Source organism: Pseudomonas sp. LTJR-52 (genome assembly GCF_003691465.1).
Taxonomy (GTDB): domain Bacteria; phylum Pseudomonadota; class Gammaproteobacteria; order Pseudomonadales; family Pseudomonadaceae; genus Chryseomonas; species Chryseomonas luteola.
Genome location: NZ_CP033105.1, coordinates 5,359,655 through 5,372,044 on the forward strand (window position 1 = coordinate 5,359,655; position 12,390 = coordinate 5,372,044).

The following is a 12,390-nucleotide window of genomic DNA, read 5'->3' on the forward strand; positions in this document are numbered from 1 at the left end:
ATGAACAGAACAGGGCTCCTCTATCGAACGACGGCGCTGGCCATGATCGGCCTGATGCTGTGGATGCCAATTGACCAGAAGCATGCGCAGGCGGCTGACATGGCAGCGGTCGGAAAGGCCGCTCAGGAATTTGGCAAAGAGATCACGCCTAATCCTTCTGACCTGGCTACCTACAGCGAGGATGGCACGCTCACACTGCCGGGCGCCAACACCTCCCTTAACGTCAATGAGCTGTTTCCGGGCGGTACGGGTGATGAGGTCAACAAGTACTTCCCCCATGCGGCGGACCCTACGGATCTTCAGCAGCTGTACAACGACGGCGATGCGATGAACTCGGCGGGCACCGAAGCCCTGAGTACGCTCAGGTCCGAGCAGGACAGCGGTGAGGTGTCCTTGCAGGGGCAGGCCTTTGAGGTGGTTCAGGGCGCACGGGCGGTGGGCAAGATGGATCTCACCAACGATCCCATGATGAAGCAGACCAACCAGTTGTATACGGCCACCGATAGCGCGGATGGACTGTTTCCCGACTGCGATGACGGCACTGACCCGACCGCCAGCACCAACAAGTTCCAGCAGTGCACCCGGCCCAACATGCCCAACGGTCAGTGCGAGGCGGACCATGACTATACCGTGGGCGTGATCGAGCACCATGCAGGCCCCGCCAACCTTAACTCCTGTGGTCCGGGCTGCATGCAGCTGTGGATTGGCGAGGTAGGAAATGACTACTGGACGGGCAACTGCAAGATCTATGAGCAATTCACCGAAGTCACGGTGATCAATCCCGAGGCCGTAATCAGCGCCCAGTTCGAATATGCCAAGTGGGATGACTACATGCAGGTCTGGGTAGGGCCTGCCGGTCAGGAAAAGCTCATCTGGCAGGGACCCAACAATAACTTTCCACCCGAGACGGCTGGTGCCTGTGAGTTGAACACCAGCTGGACCGCCAACCCTCTGGTTGACGTCACCAGCCTGTTCAAGAACGTCAAGGCGGGCGCCACGGTGCGCTTCAAGATCCGTGTCTCGGTCACAGGTGCAGGTGAGGGCTACGGGCGTATCCGGCTCAACTATGACTCGACCAAGGCGGTAAAGGACAATGGCTGGGACCCGGCTGATTGTCTGGCGCGTACCAAGGAGGCGACCAAGTACTACAGCGATGTCTCCTACAGCTGCACAGAGATGCCCGCGCTGGATGGCGCGGGATGTATGACCCAGAACGGCGTCAGGGTGTGCGAGAGTGATTTCCCAAGCACCGGGCTTTCAGGTATCTCGCCCATGTGCCGCAGCATGACTGCCACAATCGATGCCAGTAAATCCATCGACGGCTACGAGGACACCTGTACGCCTCTGGCTGACAATCCCCAGTGCGGGCTGGTGAAGTCGGTGTGCAGTGAGGCCACCGAGACCGGCGAGTGCATTCGCTTTACCGAGACCTATGACTGTGGGGCGGCAACATCCAATATCGCCTGCAAACTCAAGGTGGATCTGGCCGAGGCGTTTCCGGGGTGCATTGATCATCCTGAGTCATGCCAGCGTTCGGTGAGCTGCATGGGAGCGGAGTGTATCGGCATCACGCGGGAGGTGAGTCAGGACTTCGACAAGGCAGCATCGCTGCTTCAGGCGGCGCAATTCATGGGCGAGGATCTGGCGTGCGCCGAGGCCGATGCCACGACCAACGTTGAGTGTGAGATCTTCAAGGCCGAACCGGGTGAATGCAAGAAAGCCATCGGTGGCTCGGTGGACTGCTGCGAGCAGCCAACCAACGTCTCGGTAGGCGATTATCTGGCACTGGTCCTGGCGGTACCCAAGATCGATTCAGCAATCATGAGCATCGATAGTGGAAGTGCATTGGGCACCATCCAGAGCAGCTATGCCACCTTGCGTAATCCCGTGGTCAACACCTTCCAGCCCATCACCAAGCCGTTCACATCCTTTTATGAAGGGATTATTGGGCTCAAGGACAAGGCCATTGATACGGTTAAACAGGAGATAGCAGATCAATTAAATAAGCTTTTCTTCAATGCCATGGGCACAGCTGCTGAGCAGGGAGGTGCCGGGGCGGCAGGAGCCGCGGCCAGCGGAGCTACAAAGAAAGTAATGGAAAGAACTACAGGGGAAACGGTAGTCGAGGGCGCATCGAGCGCTCTTGGCTTCCTAATGACCGTATATACCTACTACGTCATTGCGATGGTTATTATTGAGATGATCTGGGAGTGCGAGCAGGAGGAGTTTGAACTCAATGCGCAGCGTGAGCTGGGCAACTGCCACAAGGTCGGCAAGTACTGCAAGACAAAGGTAGCGGGACTCTGTATCGAAGAGCGCGAGTCGTATTGCTGCTTCAACTCACCGCTGTCCCGCATCATTCAGGAGCAGGCCAGACCTCAACTCGGCAAGAACTGGGGCGACGCTGAGGAGCCGGAGTGTGGTGGGCTTACAATCGACGAGATTGGCCAGCTCAACTGGGACACGATTGACCTTACCGAGTGGGTCAATCTCCTGAACCTGCACAACCTCTATCCGACTACCGAAAACGTCACGCTGGAAACGCTCACAGGGCAGGGCAGTCTCCTGAACACCGACCAGCTGCGTGAAAACAGCGTGGACCGTACTGTCCGGGCTACCAATGAGGTAGACCTCAAGGGCGCGGCCAAGCGAGCAACGGATGCGATGGCTGCACCAGGAGGGCTGCAGAATTAAACGGAACAAGTAGCGGTATAAAAAAGGGGACCTGGTGAAGGTCCCCTTTCTATTTGTACCCGTTAAATCCCTTTTGATTCCTTGAACCTCTGGATGGCAGCGCATAGAGCTTGGGCTCTGGCTAGTGCATCCTGATACATGCCTGTATCCCTTGAGATCGGCTTGTTGAGGTTCAGGTACAGGTACAGGGCAGGGCGGTAGGCGGTGACCAATTTGACCGCCACCATGAACAGCGTCCTGCTCTGAAGCTCGCCCCAAGGAAACAGCTGCCTGTCTTCTTCGGTCAGCGTCTCGATGACTTCGACCGAGATTATCTGATCAGGCGCGAGGGACTTGCGGCCAAATACGCACTTTCGATGGTTGGCGGCGACAAAGACCGGAAAGCCATGCTCGGTATAGCACTGGCCAACGGTAAAATTGATCAGCCGTCTGGCCTTTGTGCCGAGGTGTGCAATCAGGTTCTTTTGCAAGTCTGGATCATGAGGATCGAGGGATACGGTTTGCGGCTCGATCTTGAGCAGCGCCGGCCCTCTGACTCGCAGTCTGGCCAGCGCCTCGATCGCTTCCTGAAGCTCATCCTTTTCTGGTGACTTCGCTGTCATGGACTGAGCCTCATTTAAGCGTCAGGCACGACGAAGTAATGCACTTCCCCTTTATGGAAGATCATGGGTGGTGAGACCTTACGCACCGGTGCGGCATATACATATGCCCAGTCGGGAAGATGCTTACTTACGTTACGCAGGAAGGTTTGCTTATTAAAGTCTTCTGCATTACGTGAATAGTCTCTTAGAACCTTCTCCTGAGCTCTGAAGAGATATACGTCAGAATTGCTCCCAAGTAGTGACTCAGGAGCTCGCCGAATAATAGGCTTTTCAACTTCAGCACCGAATAAGCATCTCACGTTAGGCTTGGTTTGAGATTCTGTGCATCCTGGTCCCACACCAGCAACTTTATACCTACTACCCAACGAGTCCTCTTTCACAACGTCTGAAACATCAAAACTATTCATCTCTTCAAAGGCTTTCTTGTAAGCCTCACCTACCATTTTCGCGAACTTATCCGAGGCCTGATCTTTACTCCCGAGACTCATCGGCGCGAACGCTATCACCGCATCCTTCTGCTCTGGCGCTTGAGGGCTAAACAACCAGGCTGCAAGGCCCACGCCCAACGCTGCCCCGCCATTCATGTTGAAGCCATGAGAAGAGGCAAGCACGCTTGTATTGAGGCCGGCGTCGGTTACAGAACTCAACGCTGCGTCGTACTGGGCCTTGGGTACCTTCTGATCCTCAAGCCGTAGTCCGCCTGCGGTTGCTACCTGCCTGGCATAACTGCCGGTGGGTTCTGAAGAAGTGCTGGCGCATCCGGTCATGATGGCCGCGGTCAGCAGTACAGATGCAATCTTTAATGTGTTCATGGCTGTTCTCCCCCGTTCCCTTGAAACTACCAGTAGATGTCCTGTGAGCAAGTCTGGCGCAAAAAAAGAGCGACCTAAGCCGCTCAATATAGACACTCTTCATTGATCTCGCCTAAACCGGCACCGGCTCTGTCAGATCGTCCTCAGAATCAGACTTGCCCTTGGGCTTTCGTTTATCGCTCGGCTCGGGCTGATCCTCAACTTGAGGTAGTGCATCGGCGTCCTCGATGCTGTCCTGAGGGTTCATCGCTTCGTTAAGCGAGGCAGCGACATCATTTTCGTCAACTCGGGTTGGTGCTGTCTGGTCGACCTCTTCCTGCTTGCCCCTGCGATGCGCTGCAATGCGAGCCTGTTTCTCAATGCTGATTATGCGGCTGGAGAGGCGCGAGATACTGTTGCGCCAGTCATGCAGGGCTTTGGAGCGCTGACGGGACTCCAGATAACCATTCATCCACAGGTCGTCGATCATCTTGACCATGTGGTCAAACTTGAGCAGCACCTTGGCATACTGCATAGCCAGAGGACTGGTTATGTCGACGTTATAGGTGGCTGGATTCGAGTAAGCGGAGTTCTCGTCCAGATCGTGTTCCTTGTTTACCTCTGTAATCTGGGCAATCTGTTTATCGATCTGGTCTTCGGTGTTCCTGATGAGCTTGCCAATACTTTCGCGCGCCTTGTCGACCGACTTCTCTTCTCCAATGATCTGCAGGATCACTTCAATAGAGAACATCGAATAGGCTGTACGGCTAAAGGTGCGTTCGCAGACCTTTTGCGCCTGATCTGACGCCAGCGGGAAGGTCTTGCGCATTACGGGCCGTGAATAGCTGCTTGGAGTAACCGAAGACCGGGTTAGATTTATGGCTTTGCCGGGCTTTTTGGGATCGTCTGGTGGAGGTAATGTCATGTCGTTCATGGGGGAGCCCCGTTAGTGGTGAATGCAGGGTTGACCGTACTACATTCTTCACACCACCCACGGGCGTACTCCCTACCCGCGCGGGTAGGCAGTAGCCGGATTGGAGCATTTTTTTTGCAGGCATTTTTCTTGACAGATGTCTATTGAGCGTCTACCTGCTGGCAGATCAGTGCAATAGACGCTTGTCGTGCAAGGCCAGCCATAGCGCCTGGATGATGACCATCGATGCATCGTCAGGGTGCCCTCCCTCTGGGCAGGCAGCCTTGAGCAGCTTCTCGTTTCCCTTCCAGAGGCCAAATTCGTTGCGGATGGCCATGCCCAACCCATAGTGGCAATGGATCAGCTCTTCTTCTGGCAGTTCGCGAACGGTGGCCTTGGATTCTTCACTGAGCATGGTCAGCAGCTGTTTGACAGCTGCCTCAACAGTGGTGGGCCAGCTGCCTGGAATTGGAATTGCTGGATCTTGCATAGGGAAGTCCTCTTGAAGCGGTAGGCCATTGATTTCACTGCTACCGTACCCCTGAAACCTCTGGATGCAAGTCCGCTTGATCGCGCCTTGCCACGCTTGCATCAATAGGATTTTGAAGTGCTTTGATGCAAGCCATTCCAATCTGGAGCCTCAGCTATGAGAACCGTAGAAGAGTCTGAAATGTATCTGGCCCAGATGCGTGAACAAGAAGCAAAGCACCATGCTGAATTCCTCGAGCAGTGCGAAAGGGCTTCTGCATTAAGCTGGAAGGAGATTGCAATGGTCATTGGGCCGCTCACCGGCACAGCCGTGCTGACGCTCACTGTCCTGCACACCCTCGACTGTACCTGCTAGCGCTTTTTAACTTTGTTTGTTTTGGTGCCCGCGCGGGTAGGCACTACGACTGTTCAACGCTGAAAAATACGCTACTCTTGCTTTCACGTGGCAGCTACCACGTTAAGCCTCAGCATCTTTAAAGCTGTACCACGTGAGCCTTGCGCTCAACGTTATCGCTTCACCAGCCCGCGCTTTTTCTCACGCGTATGGGTTTGCCTTTCCCTCTTGAAACCGATCCGCCAAGTACCCTGGGTCTGAGTTGTCGCTCCGTGCCTTTGGTTGATCGGTTTCACTCCCTTGTGGAGCGAAAAGAGGCTGCATACCTCCTAACGATGCAAAATTAGCAACATCCTTTAGCTGTTCTTTTAATAACCCCTCGGGGCGTCACTGCCCCGTCCGGGGAAAAGTGCGCTCTGAGATTATGGAGCGACACTCGCATGAAAAAGGTTAAATACAAGGCACTTGCCGAAGATCTTCGCAAGGTTGGTACGACGGCAGTAGCTGCTGGTCTGATCAGTGTATTCGTTAGCCCCTCGACTGGCCTGTCCATGTGCGCTACCTTGATAGGTACGGGCCTATGGTTTATAGGCATCGCCATGACAGTAGAGGACTAACTGATGAGCCAGACTGCTGCCGGATTATTAATTTACACATTTGTGTTTATCACCATGGGTGGGACCGGTCTGTACGCCCTGTGGTGCCAGAAACGTTCCGAGTCAGAAGCCCGCAAGGCGCTTCGCGAACGGCATTCTTGATGCTTCAAACAAAAAGCCCCTTCTAGGGGCTTTTTTTTGCCTTCTACTGATTGAGGCTCGACTCATGAAGAGCATTTCCGAGATGCAGGAAGAGCTGGAAAGAGAGCTCAGAAAGGAAGAGTCCGAGAGCAATGCCCGCTACGAAAAGGCTTCCCGGATCACCTGGCAAGACATCGCTGCTGCGGTTGGCTCGGTTGGAACTACATCCGTACTGGCTATTGTAGCGCTGTACTTCCTGGGTTAATACGCAGTACCCAAAACCGCCCTCTGGGCGGTTTTTTTATGCCTGTTTTTTGTCGTACCCACACTCAGCGGTTGTCTGTTCTCGACTGTATCGAACTGGAGTACCTCCACGTTTAAAAAGCCGCTCTACCTTGAAAATGCCCAAAATATTTTCGTTTTTTTTGCATTTGTGCCCGCGCGGGTAGGCAGTACGACTATGGCCTGCAAAAAAGTGCGCTATGTTTAACCCATCACTCGCTCTGCGAACTGATAGTGGCTGCTACCACTTTAAGCCTTAGCAATATTCCCAATCTGGGGGACCACTCCCAGACACTGGTGAGTACCCCCTTCACTGAAGGAACTCACCATGTTTGCACTACTTGAACTCTCATTGTTCGCGGCCGTTATTATTGTTCTTTGTGGTGTTGGGCTTGCCATTGCTTACTTGCTTATCAAGTACTGCGTATGGCTGACCCAGACACTTGAACAAGGTATCGTCCTCGGAGTGGGACGGCTGGGTAAGCTCAGTCGTAAACTGGCATGTGTTATTGGTAAAAGAAGTTGGGCTTTGATCCAGCATCTGCTTACTCGTAAGGTAAAGGCTCCTGCGGCGCCAGCTCCGGCTGATGTTGTGGAAGCGGTCGCAACCCCCTGCTTCTCTGAAGAGAGCATGGTTTGGGACCACTACGAGAAGCCTACCTACTTGCGCCGGGGTCTTTTGATCTCTGTGTAATGTCTCCTCCGGTATCGCTCTGATCTGTTCATCCCCCCGGGGTGACGGATCAGACGATACCCCTCCAAGTCCCCAGCGGCTTTCCAGCATCGGCTAACCTGATCCCCCAAGCGTACTGGCCTCCAGTGCCTTTGCGTGATCCGGTTTTTTACTCCCCGTGAGTAAAGAAGAGGCTGCATACCTCCCAACGATGCAAGATTAGAAATCCCTTTTAGCACCACCCTTTAGCGTTTCCCTTCAACCCCTCGGGGCGTCACCTGACTCCCCAAGGAGCTGGTGTGCCCGTTTTCTGGAGTCTCACCATGCAGGCAACAAACAACGGTCTGGTTAAGTTTCCGCTGGCGTCCACGTTCAACATCGCTGTATCTGACACCGCGACGATCATGGGCTTTGCAGATACCTCCAACCCTTTTATCCCCGAGATCAACTCGTCCTATGTGTTCCGCAAGGAATTCGTAACCGAGTTTCGGGCATTTCTGCACCAACCTGATGGCGATGCCTACTACGTCACCGGGCCTACGGGCTCCGGCAAGACCAGTGGTATAACCGAGGTACTCGGTCGGCTTAACTGGCCGGTTCAGCAGGTAACAGCTCACGGTCGTATGGAGCTGTCTGATCTGATCGGGCATCACGCTCTTGTGAGCGCGACACCTGGCGCAGCACCGACCATGCAGTTCATGCACGGGCCTCTGGCTCTGGCCATGAAGCATGGGCATGTGCTCCTGATCAATGAAATCGACATGATGGACCCTTCGGAGTTATCAGGTCTTAACGACATTCTGGAAGGTCGCCCTCTGGTGATCGCTCAGAACGCCGGCGAGATCATCAAGCCTCATCCGATGTTCAGGGTGGTGGCGACGGGTAACTCTGTTGGGCAAGGTGACGCCTCGGGTCTGTATCAGGGCATCTCCATGCAAAACATCGCGTCAATGGACCGTTATCGTGTTGCTGTCGTGGATTATGACGAAGCCGTGGATGCCCTCATTCTTGAGGCTGCCTTTCCAAAGCTTCCGGCCATCCTGCGCAACGGCATGATCAACGTAGCCCAGCATGTTCGCCAGTTGTTCAAGGGCGAAGACGGTCAGGGCGGCAGTATCAGCGTCACGATGTCCACCCGGACATTAAAGCGCTGGGCCACGCTTACCTGCATGTTCAAGGGACATCCCACTGCTTTGAAGTACGGTCTTGAAATGGCGCTCCTGCGTCGTGCCAAGCCCGAGGAAGCAACGGCGATCATCCAATTAGCATCAGATGTCTTTGGCAGCGAATGGGCCTAAGGAGGATACCCCTGTGGTGAATGCAACCTCCGAACGCTCATGCAATGTCAACTGGATGCTTGGAACGTCCGTCCCACAACATGACGTACCCGTTGTCGCACAGCTCTTCTGCGACTCGTTTATGGACTCCCTGGAGTTACTGGGTATCGCAAGGCCCCATGAGTCTCATCTGCTGTACCGGGATGATCTTGAAAAGGCCTGCATTACACGGGCAAGGCTGGGTAGCCCTGGGGCTAGAGATAACAACTTCTGCCCTGAGAGCTTGAATGGTTCAGGTGAAATCTATCTGGAGGATGGCGTCTATCGTCCGCTTCTACTCCTGCTGAAAGCCGTGCGGGATGTAAAGCAGGCAGGCTATCTGCTGGAGGTTTTGCTCAGTGCTACCGCTGACTTTGAAGTGATCGAGGCAAGCTACATGGCCCTGACTCAGTTCATAGATCAGAACTGTCCTGATCCTGCTGTGCTGGATGGATTCATTGCCGATGCCATGACCCTGGGTCTGGATAAATCGGTATGGGCCGCTCAGCTCGAAAGTCTGGCTGGAGAGGACTTCTACTTATAACCATCGCCGTCATAGGCGATTCCCAACAGGGGTACTTACCCCTTTGGGTGGGTACTCCCTTCTTTGATATGTGAGGAAGAGTACTTATGAGTAATGTTGAAGGCAGTAGCAAAGCGGCAAACGAATTATCACTTGAGCTCCGCGATATCGAATGGTGGTTCCGGCATGCACTATCCCCGGATTGCCTCCCTCAGATAAGCAGTACTCTGGTTGATTCGTTTAATGAGTCGCACAGGCTATTGGACATTCCACATCCTACTGTCCCCTATGCGTTGTACGAAGGGGAGTGGTTTGAAGAATGTATTTTGCTGGCACCTCGCGGCTATGACCATAACCTGGCTACAGGTGACTGGAGTTGGGGCGGTATCTACACAGATACCTTGACCGGTAACGGCGATATAGGCATCACCGTGTCCAGTTACCGTCCTCTGCTGATGCTGATCAAGGCTGTAGGTGATCTTGAGAAAGCGGGTGTTTCTGTAAATCTGATCCTTGAAGCCAAGGATACAGAACGGAAGCTGGAGACGGACGTACGCTATCTCAGCGAATACTTAAGCCAGCTTTTCTCTGATGTATTACATGCAGGCTTCGTCAGAGATGCGATGAGACTGGGTCTTACACCATGACGGTATTTCGATATCTGTTCTGGTTAGCGTTTGTTTAATAGCGTGACTTAACCATCGCCGTTACTGGCGATTCCCGGCAGGGGTACTCCCTTGTCAGGGGCAGTGCCTCTGTCTTTTTTGTATGGAGAGCACTGAAATGGCAACACAAACACTTCAAAACGTTGAAAACCTGTCCGAAGCCAAAAGCAAGAAGTTGCTTACCCGAGTAGCTGAACGATATGGCGTCAATGAAGCGAAGTTGATGACTACCTTGAAAGCCACGGCCTTCAAGCAGCGTGACGGTTCAGCCCCAACCGAAGAGCAGATGATGGCTCTATTGATTGTGGCCGAGCAGTACCAGCTTAACCCCTTCACCAGAGAGATCTACGCATTCCCTGACAAGAGCAATGGCATTGTTCCGGTCGTGGGTGTAGATGGATGGTCTCGGATCGTGAACTCACACACTGATTATCAGGGTATGGAGTTCAATTATTCCAAGGCGATGGTTCGTCCTCTAGGTGCAAAGGTGGATGCTCATGAGTGGATCGAGTGCGTGATGTACCGTAAAGGTAAGGAACGCCCCACGATTGTTCGTGAGTATCTGGATGAAGTCTATCGCGAACCGTTCAAGCCGCAGGGCAAGAACTATGCAGTAGACGGACCCTGGCAGACTCACCCCAAGCGCTTCTTGCGCCACAAGGCGATGATCCAGTGTGCGCGGCTGGCGTTTGGGTTTGTCGGGATCTTTGATCAGGACGAGGCCGAGCGCATCAGCGAAATCGATATCAGCAACAAGGGGTATCGCGTCGTTGATGAAGAAGCCAAGGCCTCTACCGGTCCTGCCCTTTCCACGGGACGGTGCTTGGATATCGGGATTGTGGTCGATCGCCTGATCGAGCGCGCCAAGCCGGTAAATGCCTGGCAGAGCGCTTATGAGTGGCTAGGGAAGCGTTTCTCAGGGGCTGAGCGTGAATACGCCATCAACCGCCTGCGTGAGGCTGAGCTATGCAGTGCAACCGAAGCCATACCCGAGGCCGACCCCGTGTCTGCCGAGGATGTGACCTCAGGTGTACAGACCACGCAGTCCGATGAATCCTTTGACGATGCCCACGAGGCTGAGTCTGGGATAGATCAGACGGCTCATGAAACGTCAGAGCAGGACTCGGAATTTGCCGGGCTCTTCGCTGACATCAAGGACTCACTGGAAGACGCCGAAGGCGCCTATATCCCGTGATCCTTGAATAAGTAAACCCACCCATTGGGGGAGTATTCCCCTATGGGGTGCTCCCCCTTTTTTTCGTATCACTAAAAAGAGGTAGAGCAGATGGGCTACAACATCATCAATCTGTCGCAAGGCTCTGATGAATGGCTTAACTGGCGTAAGAGCGGTATTACCGCAACCGACGCCTGCATTCTTCTGGGACGCAGCCCCTACAAGACCCGCTGGCGTTTGTGGGCCGAGAAGGTTGGGTACTGTGAAGAAGTGGACCTTTCCGGTAATCCTCTGGTGCGCTATGGCATCAAACACGAGGACGATGCCCGAAAGGCCTTTGAGGACCATACCGGGGACATGCTGTTGCCGGTATGTGTCGAGTCGGACAGGAACGCGCTGTTACGGGCGTCCCTGGACGGTCTTAACAATGCTGGCGAGCCGGTCGAGCTCAAGTGTCCTTCCGACAAGACGTGGGAGGAGGTCTGCCGGCTCGGTACCGAATCGGAGGCGTACCAGCTCTACTACTGTCAGGTGCAGCACCAGATGCTGTGTACAGGGTCCCGCCGCGGTTGGCTGGTCTTCTGGCACGGCAATGATCCGCTGCAGATCTTTGAGATCCCCCTTGACCGTGACCTGCTCGCGCAGCTCATGACCGAGGCTCAAGGCTTCTGGCAGGACGTAAGCCTGCGTAATGAACCGCCCAAGGATCCGGAAAAGGACTTCTATCTGCCGTTAGGTGAGGAAGCCTCCCGCTGGATCTACGAGTCGGAGCATTACAGGCTGTTTGAAGCACGTATTGCTGGCTTGAAGGAGCAGATCAAAAACCTTGAAGCCCAGCAGGACAAGCACTTGAAGCAGCTGACCGAGATGATGAGTGACTTCATGAAGGCCGACTATGCCGGTGTTCAGATCACCCGCTTCAAGGTTCAGGGCCAGATCGACTACAAGAAGGCGATCGATGCCAATCCCGCTGTACAACAGATGGTGGATTTCGAGAAGTACCGGAAAAAGACCTCGGATCGCGTTCGAGTCACGGTTCGTGAGGAGCTAGCGCCCAAGAATGTTGTGGAAGCGTCGGTATTGGCCCCTCTTGAACACGCCTCGGCTGAGCCGGAGTCCTTTTACCTGAACTAGTGCAGTAGGCGAGCTTTGCTCGCCTTTCCAGAGCGTCCTGACAAGGGCGCTGCGGAAAGAAGA

13 protein-coding genes and 1 pseudogene are annotated in these 12,390 nt (G+C 54.2%); 10 read left to right on the plus strand and 4 right to left on the minus strand.

Annotation, left to right across the window (positions count from 1 at the left end; translation table 11 throughout):
* A complete protein-coding gene (traN, locus tag EAW52_RS24835) occupies positions 1 to 2,694 on the plus strand; it encodes a conjugal transfer mating pair stabilization protein TraN (protein WP_122044512.1) in 2,694 nt (897 codons plus the stop codon).
* 62 nt (positions 2,695 to 2,756) lie between these two features.
* On the opposite strand, the gene EAW52_RS24840 is transcribed toward traN, so the two are convergent.
* From EAW52_RS24840 to EAW52_RS24855, 4 genes are all read right to left on the minus strand, one after another.
* Complete coding sequence (locus tag EAW52_RS24840) at positions 2,757 to 3,296, minus strand: hypothetical protein (RefSeq protein ID WP_122044513.1); 540 nt, start codon at positions 3,294 to 3,296, stop codon at positions 2,757 to 2,759.
* 14 nt (positions 3,297 to 3,310) lie between these two features.
* Entirely contained in the window at positions 3,311 to 4,108 is a 798-nt protein-coding gene (locus tag EAW52_RS24845) for a hypothetical protein (protein WP_122044514.1), read from the minus strand.
* Between the two features lie 112 nt (positions 4,109 to 4,220).
* Positions 4,221 to 5,021 (minus strand): hypothetical protein, encoded by an 801-nt coding sequence (locus tag EAW52_RS24850; RefSeq protein WP_256680686.1) that lies wholly within the window; start codon positions 5,019 to 5,021, stop codon positions 4,221 to 4,223.
* A gap of 166 nt (positions 5,022 to 5,187) precedes the next feature.
* Positions 5,188 to 5,490 carry a DUF6794 domain-containing protein gene (locus tag EAW52_RS24855; RefSeq protein WP_122044516.1) on the minus strand — a complete coding sequence of 101 codons (303 nt, stop codon included), beginning with the start codon at positions 5,488 to 5,490 and terminating at the stop codon, positions 5,188 to 5,190.
* 156 nt (positions 5,491 to 5,646) lie between these two features.
* On the opposite strand from EAW52_RS24855, the gene EAW52_RS24860 reads away from it, so the two are divergent.
* The 9 genes and pseudogenes from EAW52_RS24860 to EAW52_RS24895 all read left to right on the plus strand — a co-directional run bounded on the left by EAW52_RS24860 (position 5,647) and on the right by EAW52_RS24895 (position 12,327).
* Positions 5,647 to 5,844 (plus strand): hypothetical protein, encoded by a 198-nt coding sequence (locus EAW52_RS24860; protein WP_122044517.1) that lies wholly within the window; start codon positions 5,647 to 5,649, stop codon positions 5,842 to 5,844.
* A gap of 419 nt (positions 5,845 to 6,263) precedes the next feature.
* On the plus strand, positions 6,264 to 6,440 hold the full coding sequence (locus EAW52_RS26115; protein WP_162997726.1) for a hypothetical protein: 177 nt from the start codon (positions 6,264 to 6,266) through the stop codon (positions 6,438 to 6,440).
* A 205-nt stretch (positions 6,441 to 6,645) separates the two neighbouring features.
* On the plus strand, positions 6,646 to 6,825 hold the full coding sequence (locus tag EAW52_RS24865) for a hypothetical protein (RefSeq protein WP_122044518.1): 180 nt from the start codon (positions 6,646 to 6,648) through the stop codon (positions 6,823 to 6,825).
* 345 nt (positions 6,826 to 7,170) lie between these two features.
* Positions 7,171 to 7,536 (plus strand): hypothetical protein, encoded by a 366-nt coding sequence (locus EAW52_RS24870; RefSeq protein WP_122044519.1) that lies wholly within the window; start codon positions 7,171 to 7,173, stop codon positions 7,534 to 7,536.
* 302 nt (positions 7,537 to 7,838) lie between these two features.
* Entirely contained in the window at positions 7,839 to 8,813 is a 975-nt protein-coding gene (locus EAW52_RS24875) for an AAA family ATPase (RefSeq protein ID WP_122044520.1), read from the plus strand.
* 16 nt (positions 8,814 to 8,829) lie between these two features.
* A complete protein-coding gene (locus tag EAW52_RS24880) occupies positions 8,830 to 9,375 on the plus strand; it encodes a hypothetical protein (protein ID WP_162997727.1) in 546 nt (181 codons plus the stop codon).
* An 86-nt stretch (positions 9,376 to 9,461) separates the two neighbouring features.
* Positions 9,462 to 10,001: a hypothetical protein gene (locus tag EAW52_RS24885; RefSeq protein WP_122044522.1), complete on the plus strand. Its 540-nt coding sequence runs from the start codon at positions 9,462 to 9,464 to the stop codon at positions 9,999 to 10,001.
* 136 nt (positions 10,002 to 10,137) lie between these two features.
* A pseudogene (bet, locus tag EAW52_RS24890) lies at positions 10,138 to 10,983 on the plus strand (phage recombination protein Bet); the annotation flags it as partial.
* Between the two features lie 321 nt (positions 10,984 to 11,304).
* On the plus strand, positions 11,305 to 12,327 hold the full coding sequence (locus tag EAW52_RS24895; protein WP_122044524.1) for a YqaJ viral recombinase family protein: 1,023 nt from the start codon (positions 11,305 to 11,307) through the stop codon (positions 12,325 to 12,327).
* Positions 12,328 to 12,390: the final 63 nt, after the last annotated feature.